This is a genomic window from Pseudomonas sp. FP597, assembly GCF_030687435.1.
Taxonomy (GTDB): domain Bacteria; phylum Pseudomonadota; class Gammaproteobacteria; order Pseudomonadales; family Pseudomonadaceae; genus Aquipseudomonas; species Aquipseudomonas lactucae.
Map to the genome: position 1 here is coordinate 5775440 of NZ_CP117432.1, position 16285 is coordinate 5791724.

Consider the following 16285-nt stretch of genomic DNA (forward strand, 5'->3'; position numbering starts at 1 on the left):
TTGGCGCTGACTTTTACGCCGCTGTCGTAAGCCCATTCTGATTTTCCCAACCGTTCATCCAGCCGCTTTTTGCTGCGGCAGACTCCGACGCCTTGCCCCCTGCCGAGACGTCACGGATGACCCACGCCGCCCACATTGCCTATATCGAACATGAGCTGAATGGCTTTCATCAGAGCCTGGCGGTGTATCGCCAGCAGATGGGGGCCTGGTATTCCCGTGCGCTCGATTCGGTGAGCCATGCCGCGGATATGCCGTCGTTGCTGGGCATGGAGCGGGTGGTGCGGGTGGGGGATACGCAGCGCTCCGTGAGCCTGTCCGATGCCGACTTTTCCACCGTGGCCCGTTGCCCGGTGGGCGGTGAGTTGAAGATCGAGAGCCAATTCGAGTCGCTGTATGACGTGCCGATTGGCGACATCCCGGTTGAAGTAATCGGGCTGGACGATGGCAGCTCCACGATGCTCATGCTCGACGAGCACGGCAAGGGCTCGCACTACTGCGCTGCCGGTGGGCGTTATCAGGTGCGGGTGCAGGGCGGCGTGTCGGCAGAGCAGGTGGATGCGTTGTTTGCCTCCTATGCCGGGCTGACGGCAGACCTGGAGCAGTGGCTTCGGTCTCATTGGCAAGCCGTCAAACCGTATTGGGAGCAGTCCACCGCCAGCGCGATTGGCAGCGGCGTGCTGGCGGGCAGTTGGGCCGCGATCATGGACGTGTGGGACAGCATCAAGCTGGTGCAGGCGATCCTTGAAAACCCGCTGAAGTACGTCGAACAGCTCGGTGATCAGGCAGCCAAGTTGGCGCAAATCGCCACCGATGCGCCCAAGGTCATGGAACAGGCGATGTTGCTGGCCAGTGACGAGGCGGCGTTGTTCCTGCTGGTGCGCACGGCGATGCTGTGGCTGGACGCGCTGCCGCCCGGCCAGGTTGCGCAGGTAGGTGCAGGGTTTGTGGTGTCGCTGCTGGTCGATCTGGTGATTGGCGTGGTGCTGACCATCGCCTTGCAGGCGGCGGGTGTGGCGTATCTGGGTGTGCGCTTGGTCAAGTACGGCGCGCAAATGCTGGATGCCGCGGTAGGTTTTGTTGAAGGCCTGCTGAAGATTCTGACCCGGTTTATGCAGACCGTGGATCGCTACAAGGCGGTAGCGATTCGCGGGGTGGTCGGCGGGGTGAAGCAAGGCACCTTGCAGATGCGCTGGCGGGCGCGGCAGAACGCGGTGCTGAAGCAGACCGAGCATGTGGACGATGCGCCTGTTTCGGGGAAAAACCTGAACGGGGATGCGGCGGCTTCAGCGGACAAGACCGTGACCAATGGCTGCCCGGTGTCGATGGTCACCGGGGAGGAATTGCTCACCCTGACCGATGGTGTGCTGGACGGGATATTGCCGTTTGAGTGGACGCGGTTGTATCGCACCAGTGCGGTGGAAGTGGATGTTGGGCTCGGGTTTGGTTGGAGCCATTCGCTGGCGCAGCGGCTTTCTGTTTCGGGCGATTCGGTGGTGTGGACGGACCATGAGAATCGCATTACTTCGTTTCCGATGCCAACTGTTGTTCGCCCGGCAATCACCAATAGCCTGGCTGAAGCGGCGATCTATTTGGGGTCATCGCCGGATGAGTTGGTGCTGGCCCAGGCGTCGCGGTTTTATCACTTTCGCGACGGCGTGCTGGTCTCGATCAGTGATGCGTATGACAACCGGCTGCGGATTGCCCGGGATTTTATGGGCCGTATTGAGCGGTTGGATAACGGTGTCGGCCGCTCGCTGTTTTTGCGTTATGAACTGGGCCGCATCGTGGCGGTGGATTACCAGGTTCAGCGGGCCAAGGGGTATGAGCCTTACGAATGGGTGACGGAGCAGAGCGTTGTTTCCTACGCCTATGACGACGTGGGACGACTGGTTTCGGCGACCAATGCCGTAGGCGAAAGTGAGGTTTATCGGTACGACGAGCAGCACGTCATTCTGGAGCGGGGCTTGGCCGGTGGTGCGAGCTTCTTTTGGGAATGGGAAAGAGCTGGCAAGGCGGCGCGCTGTGTCCGGCACTGGGCCAGTTTTTCGCAGATGGATACGCGGTATGTCTGGGGTGATGATGGCCGTGTTGTCGTGCATAACGTCGACGGCAGCCAGGAAGTGTATGTCCACGATGAGCGTGCGCGACTGGTGCAGCGTATCGATCCGGACGGCGCACAGCACTTCAAATCCTACGACGCTAAAGGCCGGCTGACGGTCGAGCAGGATCCGCTCGGGGCGGTGACGGCGTATCAATACGACGACGCCGAACGCTTGGTGGCGTTGTTTCCGGGGGATGATGAACCGACGTCCTACGAGCATGACAATGGCTTCGTACGGGTTGTAAGACGTGGGGAGGCCGCCTGGAAGTACGAGCGTAACGATCAGGGCGATGTCATTCGCAAGACCGACCCTGACGGTACTTCCACAGACTACAGCTACAACAAATACGGCCAACTAACGGGGGTTTGGTATCCGGATCACAGCTGTCATCGCCTGGTGTGGAATGAACGCGGTCAGCTCATTGAGGAGCAACTGCCCAATGGCGGCATCAAGCGTTACCGCTACGACGATCTGGGCCGCCAGATTGCCCGCGAGGATGAACAGGACGCGCTGACCCAATACCAATGGGACAGCGTTGATCGGCTAATTCGCGTCGTACTCCCCGGCGGTGCCACGCGGGAATACAGCTACAACCCCTACGGAAAAATCACCGCCGAACGCGACGAACTCGGCCATGTCACCCGCTACGAATACGCCGATGGCCTGCACCTGATCAGCCGCCGTATCAATGCAGACGGCAGCCAGGTCAAGTACCGCTACGACAATGCCCGGTTATTGCTCACCGAAATCGAAAACGAAGTGGGTGAAATCTACCGACTGGGTTACCACCCCAACGGCCTGATCCAGCAGGAAATCGGCTTCGACGGCCAGCGCACCGCCTACGTCTACGACCTCAACGGCAACCTGCAGGAAAAAACTGAACACGGCGACGACGGCCGTCAGCTAATCACCCGCTACGAGCGCGACTATGCCGGACGCCTTGTAAGAAAAACCCTCCCCGACGGCAATACCGTTGATTACGCCTACGACCGCCAAGGCAACCTCTTAAGCGTCGAAGACGGCCACTGGGCGCTGGCCTACGAATACGACAACCAAAACCGCCTGACCGCCGAGCATCAAGGCTGGGGCACCTTGCGCTACGGCTACGACGCCTGCGGTCAGCTGCAACACCTACGCCTGCCAGACAACAACCGACTGGTGTTCAACCACGCCAAAGGCGGTCACCTCGCCACCGTCGAACTCAACGACGCGCTGCTGACTTCACACCTCTTCAAAGCCGGCCAAGAGCACCAACGCCAACAAGGCCAACTCCTCAGCCACTACCACTACGACGACCAGCATCGCCTGCACGCCCACACCGTCACCCAGCAGGAGAACTACTTCTACCAACGCCACTACGACTACGACAAATCCGGCAACCTCACCCGCCTCAACGACACCCGCAAAGGCGAACACCACTACCGCTACGACCCGCTAAACCGCCTGACCCGCGCCGACCACACCCAAGACCTGCAGGAACGCTTTGCCCACACCCCCGCCGGCAACCTGCTGATGCAAGACCGCCCCGGCCCGGACATTGTGGCGGGCAATCGGTTGATGATTCAGGGCGACCGACACTACGACTACGACGCCTTCGGCAACCTGATCCGCGAACGGCGTGGCAAAGGGCATCAACTCGTTACCGAGTACAGCTACGACTGCCAGCACCGCCTGATCGGTATTACGCAACCCAACGGCCAAACCGCCAGCTACCGTTATGACCCGTTCGGGCGGCGTATCAGCAAAACCGTCAACGACATCACCACTGAATTTTTCTGGCAAGGCGACAAACTGATCGCCGAACACCATGCGGACCGCCATCGCAGCTATCTCTACGAACCCAATAGTTTTAGGCCGTTGGTGCTGCTGGAAGGCTTTGGCCCAGACGAAACAAAACCCTACCACTACCAACTCGACCACCTCGGCACGCCCCAAGAACTCACCGCTCCAGACGGAGAAATCGTCTGGTCCGCCCACTACCGCGCCTACGGCCAAATCAGCCGACTCGACATCGGAAAAGTCGACAACCCGCTGCGATTCCAAGGCCAATACTTCGACCCGGAAAGCGGGCTGCACTACAACCGCCATCGCTACTACAATCCAGATATTGGTCGTTACCTGACGCCGGACCCGGTGAAGCTGGCGGGAGGGATCAACGCCTACCAGTACGTACCCAATCCGACGGGATGGATAGACCCATTAGGGTTAAGTACCTGCCCTGGGGAAGATCGTTGTAAGGCAGAGGTAACTGCTAATGACCCAACCAAAACTGTAAAAGCTGATGAAGGAGACCCTGTATTACCAAAAGCAGGAGGTGCTGAGCGATCAGCTAAATACTCAGCGAATTGGAAAACAGCCGACTTGAATGAAAACATTGTCAAATTTGCCGGCGCCGATCCAACCGTGACCAAGACAGATAAAGGTAAAAAAATATACAAGAACCCTCTCAATGGCGTTGAAATTGTAGAGGACATCAATGGAAACTACTTCAGGATCTACGACCCATCACTACCGGGATCGAGACGATACTTAAGTCTTGAAGGCGTCGTACCCAACAACAAGACATCTCCTTCAGGAAAGCAAATGGGCAGAACACAAAGTGAATACAATGAAGCCACTCATTTCAACAAGGAACCAAAACAATGAAGATAATTTGTGTCCCACTTACACCGGAGGCCATGAGGCTATTAGATACAAATGATTGCCCAGACTCTCTACTTGAAAGCATTCACCTCACCGAGGAAGAGTATAAAAAACTTCTGACCTCTGGCGCAGTGGAAGCTATAAATAAAACCCTGGGGAAAATAATTGACGACTACGAAGACGAAACTATCAATACCAATGAGGACCTCAGCAAGGCACTAGCGATATTCGAAGCCCATCTGACACCTGAAAACTCATCAGTAATAAAAAAAATGATCCACCTGAACACAGTCGCAATCAAGAACCATACAGGACTGTTTTTTTTCTTCTAGCCTAATGCATACACTTAATAAAGAGCTTTTATCAGCATTATCAACGGCGCAAGCGAGGGTGCGCCGAGTCGCTGGATTCGCATAGAGTTAAGCGCAAAAACAACTCACGGCCACCCTATTCCAGAACAAGAATTCAGGAGATTAACCAAATGAGCTCGTTAGATTTCATAAAAGGCAATATCACCTATAATAAGCTTTCTTTGCTGGGAAATTCTACGATTGAAGATCAAGTACACAACCTGAAGGAGGAACTGCTACAGGTGGAATGCCCGGACGGCTTCTTACTTGACGCAGGTTGGTTTCCTTCATTCGATACAAAGGGACATCTTCAAATAAAGATCATCAAAAACCATGACTGGACTCCCTCCTCTAACTTTTACCGCGCAATCAATTGATACTAATGAGCTATCTAGAAGAAGAAATAGACGAAACCCTTAACACGTTGAAAATTCAGCATGAAAAACTACAAGCGAAAGAACTCGCAGCATTAATAAATTCCATAACAAAGACATTTTTTACATCACAGAGCGATATTTTAGACCTCAATAACCTCATCGAAAAACATACTGAATACAACCCGAACTTCTGGAAAGAAATACCAGAACGCATAACCAAAACAGGCCTTACGCTCTTAGTTTTCGATACAGCTTACAGAGCGTGGAAACTTCGGAGCGCGCAAGAGCTTGCGTTGATTATAAGTGAAACGACCGGCTATCCATTTTGGATAACTGACCATGAGCTAACGTTTCTGGTCCATTTAGATGATCATGACTGCGTACTGTGGGCATAGTAAAGAGAGATTCGCCAGTCAACGACCTATCTTGATGACGAAACAATTAAAAACCTTACATACTCAGCTATTAAGCTTGAAATCCTATCGACAACCAACTACAACTCAACTGTAGACAACACAAATAAGATCGTATCTTTTTTACAAAAAAACAGCTGTTTTTTTATTTCTAATAGACCACCAGCGCAAAAAACAATTTTCATACCTTGATTACAGGCGCAGCACCTTCTCATACAAGTTCATCTTCACCTGCAATTACCTCACTGCCACAAAGCACCGCCATGGACGCCGAGCCAAATAAAATGCACAATCGGCTCACCATATGAGCCGAATAACCTCTCTATTCGGCTCACGCACCCAGGCGCTCCCTCATGGACCATCCACACTGGATCTGGCAACACGTCGACTGGCCGCATTTCCACTGGCAACCCGCCCGTCTGGCCGTCTTGTTACGCGAATGTGGGCAAGCCCAAGGTCGGCTCCTAGGTATGCTAGGTTCCTTCCCCCAGGAAGTCAGTGCGCAAAATGAGTTGGATGCGCTGCTGCAAAATATCCTGACCTCTTCTGCGATCGAAGGTGAGCAACTGAATGTTGGCTCCGTTCGCTCCTCGCTGGCACGACGCATGGGCTTGGAGGCGATGAATGACGGCCAGGTCAGCCGCCGCAGCGAAGGCCTCGCCGAGCTGATGATGGATGCAACTCAGCAATTCACCCTGCCTTTTACGCTCGACAGGTTATTGAACTGGCATCACTTGTTGTTCCCGGCGCCGGAGGCAGGCTATGCCGCCCGAGCACTCAATATTGGATCATTGAGGGGAGACGAGCCGATGCAGGTAGTGTCGGGGCGCCTTGATCGGCCGACTGTGCATTTCGAGGCTCCGCCGCGCCTGGGCCTGGAGCAGGCACTGGATGACTTTCTGGAATGGTTCGAAACCAGTCGCGATCAACCGGAACTGGACCCCCTGGTGCGTGCCGGCGTGGCGCATTTCTGGTTTGTCACGCTGCATCCGTTCGATGACGGCAACGGTCGGTTAACACGTGCCATTACCGATTTGGCATTGGCCCAGGGCGAACACCAATCCATCCGTTTTTATGCCATGTCGGCCAGTATCCTCGAGGACCGCGCCGGCTATTACAGCGCGCTGGAATCCAGCCAGAAAGCCACACTGGATATCACCGCCTGGCTGGAATGGTTCCTCAAAACCCTGTTGCGCAGCGTACAACAGGCAATGGCGCGGATAGACCGAGTAGTGGGCAAGAGCCGGTTCTGGCAGCAACACCGCGACCTTGCGTTGTCCTCCGAGCAGATAAAAGTTCTCAACCGCTTACTCGACGGTGGTGAAAGGGGCTTCGAACACGGCATCAGCGCCGCGCAATACCAAACAGTGGCAAAGGTCTCCAAAGCGACGGCCACACGCCACCTGGCCGACCTGCTGGAAAAAAACTGCCTGATCCGTCTCCCCGGAGGCGGCCGCAGCACGCGTTATCAGGTCAATACAACGGACCGTTGACACCCCGCTCATTTGCCCCAATTCCCCATGTCTGCTAGTGTCGCGCCGGTTTACCGTCTACCGGAATTGCCGCCATGGCCCGCAAAAAAGTTGCACTCGATTTCGAACAATCCCTCGCCGACCTGCAAACCCTGGTCGAGCGTCTGGAGAACGGCGAGTTGTCGCTGGAGGACTCGCTGACGGCGTTTGAGCAGGGCATCGGCCTGACCCGCGACTGCCAAAGCGCGTTGGCGCAGGCCGAGCAGAAGGTACAGGTGTTGCTGGAACGTGACGGGGAGTTGGCCGAAGAACCTTTCGATGCGGAACAGCCGGAATGATCGACGCGTATCAGGCCAGTAGCCAAGCCCGGGTCAATGCGGCGCTGGAACCCTTGTTTGTTGCGCCAAGTCCGCAAATGAAGCGTCTGTACGAAGCCATGCGCTACAGCGTGATGAACGGCGGCAAGCGTGTGCGTCCGTTGCTGGCCTATGCCGCGTGTGAAGCCCTGGGCGCGCCGGCCGAGCAGGCCAATGGCGCGGCGTGTGCGGTTGAGCTGATTCACGCCTACTCCCTGGTACACGACGATTTGCCGGCGATGGACGACGACGACCTGCGTCGCGGCCAGCCGACTACTCACAAAGCCTTTGATGAAGCCTATGCGATCCTCGCCGGTGACGGCTTGCAGAGCCTGGCGTTCAGTGCATTGCTGGACCCGGGCTTGAGCAGCGTCAATGCCGAGATCCGCCTGCGCATGGTCACCGCCCTGGCCCTGGCTGCCGGCCCGGCCGGCATGGTCGGCGGGCAGGCTATCGACATGGGTTCGGTCAGCCTCAAGCTGGATCAGCAAGCCCTCGAACACATGCACCGCCACAAGACCGGCGCGCTGATCGAGGCCGCCGTGCAATTGGGCGCGCTGGCCAGCGGCCGCGCCGAAGCTGCGCAATTGGCGGCCTTGCAGACTTACGCCCGGGCCATCGGCCTGGCGTTCCAGGTGCAGGACGATATTCTCGACGTAGAGAGCGACACCGCCACGCTGGGCAAGCGTCAGGGCGCCGACATCGCACGGGACAAACCGACTTATCCGGCACTGCTCGGGCTTGCTGCGGCCAAGGCGTATGCCCTTGAGTTGCGCGACCAGGCCCTGGACGCCCTGCGACCTTTCGACGCGGCGGCCGAGCCGTTGCGTGACCTGGCGCGGTATATCGTCGAACGCCGCCACTGATAACCCGCGGCCATTGCAGCCGCATATCGGCCAAGTTCGGCGCTCTGCGTGGGCAGTTTGCGATGCTTGAGGTAAACTGCCGCCTCTTCTATACCTATAACGATTCGCCTGATGCCCACGACGTTTCAAGAGATTCCCCGCAAGCGCCCGTCCACGCCCCTGCTCGACCGTGCTGCCACGCCGGACGGCCTGCGTCGACTGGGTGAAGCCGAGCTGGAAACCCTGGCCGATGAGTTGCGCCTGGAATTGCTCTACACGGTCGGCCAGACCGGTGGGCATTTTGGTGCCGGCCTGGGCGTCATCGAGCTGACCATCGCCTTGCATTACGTGTTCGACACCCCGGACGACCGGCTGGTGTGGGACGTTGGCCACCAGGCGTATCCGCATAAAATCCTCACGGGCCGCCGCGAGCGCATGAGTACCCTGCGCCAGAAGGACGGTGTTGCCGCCTTCCCGCGTCGTTCCGAGAGCGAGTACGACACCTTTGGCGTCGGCCACTCCAGCACCTCGATCAGCGCAGCGCTGGGCATGGCGATTGCTGCCCGCCTGCAAAACAGCGACCGCAAGGCGATCGCGGTGATCGGTGATGGTGCGCTGACCGCCGGCATGGCCTTCGAAGCGCTGAATCATGCGCCGGAAGTGGACGCCAACATGCTGGTGATCCTCAACGACAACGACATGTCGATTTCGCGCAATGTCGGTGGCCTGTCGAATTATTTGGCAAAGATTCTCTCCAGCCGCACCTATGCCAGCATGCGCGAAGGCAGCAAGAAAGTGCTCTCGCGTCTGCCTGGCGCGTGGGAAATTGCCCGTCGTACCGAAGAATACGCCAAGGGCATGCTGGTTCCGGGCACACTGTTCGAAGAGCTGGGCTGGAACTACATTGGCCCGATCGACGGGCATGACCTGCCGACCCTGATCGCCACGCTGCGTAACATGCGTGACCTCAAGGGCCCGCAATTCCTGCATATCGTCACCAAAAAGGGCAAAGGCTTCGCCCCGGCGGAAGTCGACCCGATTGGTTACCACGCGATCACCAAACTCGAACCCCTGGACGCCCCCGCCGCCGCGCCGAAAAAGGCCAGCGGGCCGAAATACTCCGGTGTGTTCGGCGAATGGTTGTGCGACATGGCGGCCGCCGACCCGCGCCTGGTGGGAATTACCCCGGCGATGAAAGAAGGCTCCGATCTGGTTGCCTTCAGCGAGCGCTTCCCGCTGCGCTACTTCGATGTGGCGATTGCCGAGCAGCACGCCGTCACGTTTGCCGCCGGCATGGCCTGTGAAGGCGCCAAGCCGGTGGTGGCGATCTACTCGACTTTTCTGCAGCGCGGTTATGACCAGTTGGTGCATGACGTCGCGGTACAGAACCTTGATGTGCTGTTCGCCATCGACCGCGCCGGTTTGGTCGGCGAAGACGGCCCGACCCATGCAGGCAGCTTCGACCTGTCTTACCTGCGCTGCATTCCCGGCATGCTGGTGATGACGCCAAGCGACGAAAACGAGCTGCGCAAGATGCTCAGCACCGGCCACCTGTACAACGGCCCGGCCGCCGTGCGTTACCCACGCGGCAATGGCCCGAATGCGGTGATCGAAAAAGACCTGGAACCGATCGAGATCGGTAAAGGCATCGTGCGTCGCCAGGGCAGCAACGTCGCCTTCCTGGTGTTCGGCGTGCAGTTGGCCGAAGCGCTGAAAGTCGCCGAGAAAATCGACGCCACCGTGATCGACATGCGCTTTGTCAAACCGCTGGATGAAGCCTTGGTGCGCGAAATCGCCGGCAGCCACGCGTTGCTGGTGACTGTCGAAGAAAATGCCATCATGGGCGGTGCCGGTGCGGCGGTCAGTGAGTTTCTGGCGCGGGAGAATATCCTCAAGTCGGTGCTGCATCTGGGCTTGCCGGATGTGTATGTCGAACACGCCAAGCCGGCGCAGATGCTGTCGGAGTGTGGACTGGATGAGGCAGGCATTGAGGCATCTGTGCGCCAGCGTATGGCGCTGCTCTCCCTGTAGAAACCGGATCAAAATGTGGGAGGGGACATGCCCCTCCCACATTTGATTTATGCCATCTTGAAGTGCCATAGACAGCCCATGAAACGCCTGTACCTTGCCCTGCTGCTGCTCCCCACACCCGAGCTGCTCGCCGACACCCGCGACGCCGCCCTCAAACTTCCCGATGTGGTCATCAGCGCCAACCGCCAGGTCCAGGCGCGCAACGACAGCAGTGCCGCCAACACCGTCTTCACCCGCGACGACATCGACCGCCTGCAACCCACCAGCCTCACCGACCTGCTCAGCCGCGTGCCCGGCGTGCAAGTGGCGCCCACCGGCGGACGCGGCAGTTTGCCGGGAATCTACCTGCGCGGCACCAAATCCGCCCAGAGCCTGGTACTGGTGGACGGCCAACGCATTGCCAACACCACTTCCGGCGACAGTGGTCTGCAATACCTCAACGTCGACCAGATCGAGCGCGTGGAAGTGCTGCGCGGTTCTCGCTCGGTGATCTACGGCAGCGATGCGATCGGCGGGGTGATCCAGGTGTTTACCCGACGCAATGCCGAACAAGGCCTGCAACCGCACCTTAAGCTGGGTTATGGCAGCCACGACACGTGGGAACGCAGCCTCGGCCTGTCGGGCGGCGATGAACACACGCGCTTCAACCTCGGTGCGAGCCTGGATGAAACCGCCGGCATCAACGCCACGCACCAGTCATTCCCCAGTGACGGCGATCATGATGCCTACCGCAACCAGTCGGTCAGCCTGAACCTCAGCCATTCATTCAGCGACGAATTGGAGGCGGGGTTCAACCTGTTGGATAACCGCGGTAAATCGGAATACGACAACAGCTTCGGCCGCTACGACGCCGCCAGCGGGCAGACGTTGGGGCAAAAGCCCTACACCGACTACGCGGTCAGCAGCACCAGCGGTTATCTGGACGCCACACTCAGCGAGCGCTGGCAGTCGCGCCTGGAGCTGGGCCACAGCGAAAACCGTGACACCAAGCGCGACACCCTCAGCGATGACTTCAGCGTGTTCAACACCTACCGCGACTCAGTGAACTGGCAGAACGACTTGACGCTGGATGAGCAGAACCGCCTGATCCTGGGCGGCGACTGGTACGAGGATCGCTTCCACGGTTCCACCACGTTTACAGAAAACAGCCGCTGGAACCGCGCCGCGTTCGTGCAGCACCGCTTCCACGGCGACGGGTTCTCCACCGAACTGGGCCTGCGCCGCGACCAGAACCAGCAGTTTGGTGGCCAGAACAGTTGGAGCGGCACCCTGACCTTGCCGGTCAACCCCGACAACGATGTATTGCTGACCTACAGCGAAGGCTTTCGGGCGCCGACCTTTAACGACCTGTATTACCCGGACGCGAAATACAGCAACCCCAACCTGCAGCCCGAGACCTCGAAAAGCTACGAACTGCAATGGCGCAGCCAACTGACTGACAGCACGCACCTGGAAGCCTCGCTGTACCGCACCGATTTGAGCGACGCGATCATTCTCGACCGCACCGGCAAGCCGCAGAACGTGGCATCGGCACGCATCAACGGCGTTGAAGCGGCGCTCAAGCAGACGCTATTCGGCTGGCAGGGCAACCTGGGGCTGTCGATCATCGACCCGCGCGACCGCGACAGCGGCCACACCCTCGCCCGTCGCGCACGGCGTACGTTGAGCCTGGATGTGGATCGACAATTCGACCAATTGGGCCTGGGGGCCAGTTGGCAGGCGGTCAGCAGCAGTTACGACGATGAAGACAACACGCAGCGCCTGGGCGGTTACGCCTTGCTCGGGCTGCGCAGCAGTTGGGCGCTGAGTCGGGAGGTGGTGCTGTCGTTGAAGGTCGATAACCTGTTGGATAAATCCTATGCACGGGCGATGTACAGCTACAACGATCCCTCGTTCTTGAACAATCAGGATTATCGGGAAGACGGTCGGGTGTGGAGGGTTGGGGTGACGTGGACACCCGAAATCTGATCGTTGCCTGTACCGGCCTCACAGGCCAGGTGAAATCACCTGACACAACCGCGCCACCGCCTCCAGCATCTGCCCACTGGGCCGCTCCAGGCCTTTGTCCGGCACGAGCCGCACCCGCCCTGCCATCGCCGGCCAGACCTTCCAGGCATCCGCCTGAGCCTGGTCACCGACCAGAATCACCTCGGGCTCGCGCTGCAACACCGACTCAATGCTGACCTGCGGCGCAGGCAGCTTCAGGTCATCGAACACATTGCGCGCACCGCATACCGTCAACGCGTCGCTGATGATCTGCCCGCCGCCCACGGTATAGAGCGGCTGGTTCCACACCTGATAAAACACCCGTAGCGGCTCGGCCCGCTGATAGCGCTGACGCAGCTCGGCCAGGCGCTGACGCAACTGGGCAGCCAACTGGCGACCGGCATCCGCCCGGCCCAGTTGCCGGGAAATGGCGTCGACCTGTGCCGTCAGTTGCTCAAGGCTATGGGGTTCGGCGACGTAGACAGGGATATTCAGGCGCTGCAACTGTTCACGCTGGGCCGGACCGATGCTGCCGGGCCATAACAGAATCAGGTCGGGCTTGAGGCTGAGCAGGCGCTCGATGTTCAATTGGCCGTAATGGCCCACGGACGGCACGCTCGCCAATGCGGCAGGCCGGTCGCCGCCGTCCAGCACGCCCACCAGCCGATCGGCGGCGCCCAGTTCAAGCACGATTTCAGTCAGCGAAGGCGCCAGGCTCACCACGCGCTCCGCTGCCAACGCCTGGGCGCTCAGCACCAACAGCACGGCCAGCCAGCAGCGCATCACCCCAGTTGACGCGGGATGCGGTAGAGGTAGAACAGCACCATCGTCGACAGCGCCAGCAGAAACAGCGGCACCGCCTCCAGCCCGACGAACACCGCCAGCGCGCCCACCCAGGCAGGGATCGCCGCCACCAGCAGGGCCGCACGCCGACGGGCCGCCAGGGTGATCCAGGCCGCCGGTTCTTCAGGCGTATCGAGGGCTTTGGAGGTCGCGATCAACGCGTGTTTATAGCCGTTGAAGAAGCGCAGGCTGAAAAACATCGAAGCCACGCCAGCGATAAAGAACGGCATGGCCAGCACTGGCAAAAGCGATTGTGCCTGGCCGAACACCAGGTTGATCACAAACAACGGCAGCAACGCCAGGGCCAGGTACTGCCACCAGTCGAACGACAGTCGTCGCTTTACCTGACCGCGGGTCACGCGCGATCGACCTCGCCCTGGTGCTCGTTGCCCATCATATGGTCGAGCTTGCTGGCCTTGGTGGCCAGGTAGAGTTTGTTGTGCGGGTTATGCCCGGTGTGCAGCGGCACGCGCTCGGCGACGGTGATGCCCATCTCGGTCAAAGCGTTGACCTTGCGCGGGTTGTTGGTCATCAGACGCAGGGATTTGACCCCCAGGTGTTCGAGCATCGGCAGGCAGATCGCGTAGTCACGCTGGTCGGCGGCGAAGCCCAGGCGCTCGTTGGCCTCAACGGTATCGGCGCCGCCATCCTGCAACTCATAGGCGCGAATCTTGTTCAGCAGGCCAATGCCACGGCCTTCCTGACGCAAATACAGCAGCACGCCACGGCCCTCGCGAGCGATGGCGCGCATGGCGGCCTCCAATTGCGAGCCGCAATCACACCGCTGGCTGAACAGCGCATCGCCGGTCAGGCACTCGGAATGCAGACGCCCCAGCACCGGCGCGCCATCGGCGATATCGCCCAGGCTGAGCACAACGTGCTCGCGCCCGGTGGCTTTTTCGAGAAAGCCATGCATGGTGAACGTGGCAAAAGGGGTAGGCAGCTTGGAGGCAGCGACGAAAACGACGGGCACCGTGTGCTCCTGATTTCAGATTTCACAGAGGCGGGCATTGTAACAGCAGGTTCCTACAGACGCTTAAGCTGAATTATCGCTGATAAAGATCAATCGGTTTGATTGGCCTTCATCCCGGTTCTATGCAGGTCAGAAGGGATACGGCAGTTTCCAGCGCCGGAAAATCGGCTTCAGCTCGCCACTTTTCACCAGCACGGCCATGCGCTCGTCGAACACTGTGCGCAATGCACGTCCACGTTCGGTATCGGCAAAGCCTACGTAGAGCGGCAGATCGATGATGGGAGTGAGCCGGAATGTGGCTGGGTCTTGCGCCTGGCTGAGCACCTCATTGGCTTCGGGGAGGGCATCGATATAGAAGTCGACCCGGCCATGCTGGAGCATCGGTAAAATGCCATCGCGCCGCTGGATCTGGTTAAAGCGCCGAACGTTAGGCAAATACGCCTCGTACCTGTAGCCGCGCACCCAGGCCAGTCGGTAATCGCCCAGCGTCGCCGCGCTCGGTGTCGGCGAGGTGGCCAACCCGAGGGCATAGATCTGGTCGGAGTCGAAGTTCCAGCGCGGGTAGAGCACGCCCTTGACCTCATCGCGGTAAGAACCGACCCAACCGTCCACTTCACCGCGCTGGGCCAGGCCCACGGCGCGGGTATAGGGCTCGATACGGGTTTGCAAGGTGATCCCGGCCGGCTCGAATACCCGTCGCAATACGTCCCAGGCCAGGCCGCTGCCGTCGGCGTTGGTGTAGTCCTCCCAGGCTTCACTGGCCAGCATGACTTTGCCGGGCAGCGCCGACCGATCCTCTGCCCACCCACAGGTCGAAACGACACACAGCAGCATCAACAGCCAGCGGCGCACGTCCATGGGTACGACCTCCTGCAAAGCCTTGCATCGCGAATAACGTTATAGAGGGTAGCGCAGCACACCGATTCAGGGCGTCTCGCGAAAATGCTGATAGCCACGGATAGCCGGGGTGATGTCTTGCCCGCCGGCATCAAGCAGCGTTACACCCATCCCCGCCTCGACTCGGCCGATGACATGCACCGGCCAACCGCCGGCTCGTAACGGCGCCAACTCGACGGGCGGTAGGGTGAACGCCAGCACGTAGTCGTCGCCGCCACTCAATGCCGCCACCCGCGCCGCATCGTCCCCCACAAACGCGAGCAAGGCCTTGGACAAGGGCAGGCGGTGACGCTCAACCAACAGGCTGACGCCCGACGCCTTGGCGATATGCCCGCAATCGGCCAACAGCCCGTCGGAGATGTCCATCGCGGCCGTAGCCTTGCCCCGAAGGGCCAGGCCCAAGGCCAACTGCGGTTGCGGCGACCAGTAATGCGCCAACAGCGGATCAGCGATGGCCGCCTCGGCGCTGCGTTGGCCCAGCACCAACGGTAAGGCGCCCGCAGCGTTGCCCAACTCGCCGCCGACACACAGCAGGTCGCCCGGTTGCGCACCGCTGCGCGTCAACGCCTGCCCGGCCGGAACCCGGCCGAACACGCTGAGGGTCAGGCTGAGCGGCCCGCGCGTCGTGTCGCCGCCCACCAGGCCCACGCCGCAGCGTTGCGCCATGGCATTCAATCCCTGGGCATAGCGTTGCAGCCAGTCGGCATCGACCGTCGGCGTGGTAAGGGCAAGGGTAAATGCGAGAGGGTTGGCGCCCATGGCGGCCAGGTCGCTCACCGCCACGGCCAACGAGCGCTGGCCGAGCAGGAACGGATCGCAGGGGTCGGCAAAGTGCACGCCGGCCACCAGCGTATCGGTGGAGATCGCCAGCTGCTCCCCAGGCGGGAGCGCCAGCAAGGCGCAGTCGTCGCCGATCCCCAGGGCAATGCCCTCGCCGCCCTGCGCGCACGGCGCGGCGGCGAAGTATTTGTGGATCAGCTCAAACTCGCCCATTGAG

14 protein-coding genes are annotated in these 16285 nt (G+C 59.7%); 9 read left to right on the plus strand and 5 right to left on the minus strand.

The window, feature by feature from the left end; genetic code table 11:
* Positions 1 to 116 precede the first annotated feature (116 nt).
* The 9 genes from PSH66_RS26460 (at position 117) to PSH66_RS26500 (ending at position 12557) form a co-directional block, all read left to right on the plus strand.
* Complete coding sequence (locus PSH66_RS26460) at positions 117 to 4748, plus strand: RHS repeat-associated core domain-containing protein (protein WP_305427957.1); 4632 nt, start codon at positions 117 to 119, stop codon at positions 4746 to 4748.
* Positions 4745 to 5077: a hypothetical protein gene (locus PSH66_RS26465; protein WP_078734841.1), complete on the plus strand. Its 333-nt coding sequence runs from the start codon at positions 4745 to 4747 to the stop codon at positions 5075 to 5077. The genes PSH66_RS26460 and PSH66_RS26465 overlap by 4 nt, the downstream gene beginning before the upstream one ends.
* A gap of 149 nt (positions 5078 to 5226) precedes the next feature.
* Positions 5227 to 5472: a hypothetical protein gene (locus PSH66_RS26470; RefSeq protein ID WP_225908827.1), complete on the plus strand. Its 246-nt coding sequence runs from the start codon at positions 5227 to 5229 to the stop codon at positions 5470 to 5472.
* Positions 5473 to 5477: 5 nt separating this feature from the next.
* Positions 5478 to 5867 carry a hypothetical protein gene (locus PSH66_RS26475; RefSeq protein WP_305427958.1) on the plus strand — a complete coding sequence of 130 codons (390 nt, stop codon included), beginning with the start codon at positions 5478 to 5480 and terminating at the stop codon, positions 5865 to 5867.
* A gap of 371 nt (positions 5868 to 6238) precedes the next feature.
* Positions 6239 to 7378, plus strand: a complete 1140-nt coding sequence (locus PSH66_RS26480) for a Fic family protein (RefSeq protein WP_305427959.1) — start codon at positions 6239 to 6241, stop codon at positions 7376 to 7378.
* Between the two features lie 74 nt (positions 7379 to 7452).
* On the plus strand, positions 7453 to 7695 hold the full coding sequence (locus PSH66_RS26485) for an exodeoxyribonuclease VII small subunit (protein ID WP_003176346.1): 243 nt from the start codon (positions 7453 to 7455) through the stop codon (positions 7693 to 7695).
* Entirely contained in the window at positions 7692 to 8579 is an 888-nt protein-coding gene (gene ispA, locus PSH66_RS26490; RefSeq protein ID WP_003176347.1) for a (2E,6E)-farnesyl diphosphate synthase, read from the plus strand. Before PSH66_RS26485 ends, ispA begins: the two co-directional genes overlap by 4 nt.
* 111 nt (positions 8580 to 8690) lie before the next feature.
* Complete coding sequence (gene dxs, locus PSH66_RS26495) at positions 8691 to 10589, plus strand: 1-deoxy-D-xylulose-5-phosphate synthase (RefSeq protein WP_305427960.1); 1899 nt, start codon at positions 8691 to 8693, stop codon at positions 10587 to 10589.
* Between the two features lie 78 nt (positions 10590 to 10667).
* A complete protein-coding gene (locus PSH66_RS26500) occupies positions 10668 to 12557 on the plus strand; it encodes a TonB-dependent receptor domain-containing protein (protein ID WP_042945342.1) in 1890 nt (629 codons plus the stop codon).
* Between the two features lie 18 nt (positions 12558 to 12575).
* Here PSH66_RS26500 and PSH66_RS26505 read toward each other — a convergent pair whose 3' ends face one another.
* The 5 genes from PSH66_RS26505 to thiL form a co-directional block, all read right to left on the minus strand.
* A complete protein-coding gene (locus tag PSH66_RS26505; RefSeq protein ID WP_141063410.1) occupies positions 12576 to 13361 on the minus strand; it encodes a cobalamin-binding protein in 786 nt (261 codons plus the stop codon).
* Entirely contained in the window at positions 13358 to 13777 is a 420-nt protein-coding gene (locus tag PSH66_RS26510; protein ID WP_003176351.1) for a hypothetical protein, read from the minus strand. The genes PSH66_RS26505 and PSH66_RS26510 overlap by 4 nt, the downstream gene beginning before the upstream one ends.
* Complete coding sequence (gene ribA / locus PSH66_RS26515; protein WP_003176352.1) at positions 13774 to 14391, minus strand: GTP cyclohydrolase II; 618 nt, start codon at positions 14389 to 14391, stop codon at positions 13774 to 13776. The genes PSH66_RS26510 and ribA overlap by 4 nt, the downstream gene beginning before the upstream one ends.
* A gap of 129 nt (positions 14392 to 14520) precedes the next feature.
* Positions 14521 to 15249, minus strand: a complete 729-nt coding sequence (locus PSH66_RS26520) for an ABC transporter substrate-binding protein (protein ID WP_305427961.1) — start codon at positions 15247 to 15249, stop codon at positions 14521 to 14523.
* A 66-nt stretch (positions 15250 to 15315) separates the two neighbouring features.
* A complete protein-coding gene (gene thiL / locus PSH66_RS26525; protein ID WP_003176354.1) occupies positions 15316 to 16281 on the minus strand; it encodes a thiamine-phosphate kinase in 966 nt (321 codons plus the stop codon).
* Between the last annotated feature and the right edge of the window lie 4 nt (positions 16282 to 16285).

Excerpts from the sequence above, each read along its gene's own strand:
- PSH66_RS26500 (WP_042945342.1), top strand. The coding sequence starts at position 10,668 with ATGAAACGCCTGTACCTTGCCCTGCTGCTGCTCCCCACACCCGAGCTG.
- PSH66_RS26480 (WP_305427959.1), top strand. The coding sequence starts at position 6,239 with ATGGACCATCCACACTGGATCTGGCAACACGTCGACTGGCCGCATTTC.
- PSH66_RS26470 (WP_225908827.1), top strand. The coding sequence starts at position 5,227 with ATGAGCTCGTTAGATTTCATAAAAGGCAATATCACCTATAATAAGCTT.
- PSH66_RS26485 (WP_003176346.1), top strand. The coding sequence starts at position 7,453 with ATGGCCCGCAAAAAAGTTGCACTCGATTTCGAACAATCCCTCGCCGAC.
- PSH66_RS26460 (WP_305427957.1), top strand. The coding sequence starts at position 117 with ATGACCCACGCCGCCCACATTGCCTATATCGAACATGAGCTGAATGGC.
- ispA (WP_003176347.1), top strand. The coding sequence starts at position 7,692 with ATGATCGACGCGTATCAGGCCAGTAGCCAAGCCCGGGTCAATGCGGCG.
- PSH66_RS26475 (WP_305427958.1), top strand. The coding sequence starts at position 5,478 with ATGAGCTATCTAGAAGAAGAAATAGACGAAACCCTTAACACGTTGAAA.
- dxs (WP_305427960.1), top strand. The coding sequence starts at position 8,691 with ATGCCCACGACGTTTCAAGAGATTCCCCGCAAGCGCCCGTCCACGCCC.
- PSH66_RS26465 (WP_078734841.1), top strand. The coding sequence starts at position 4,745 with ATGAAGATAATTTGTGTCCCACTTACACCGGAGGCCATGAGGCTATTA.
- PSH66_RS26520 (WP_305427961.1), bottom strand. The coding sequence starts at position 15,249 with ATGGACGTGCGCCGCTGGCTGTTGATGCTGCTGTGTGTCGTTTCGACC.
- thiL (WP_003176354.1), bottom strand. The coding sequence starts at position 16,281 with ATGGGCGAGTTTGAGCTGATCCACAAATACTTCGCCGCCGCGCCGTGC.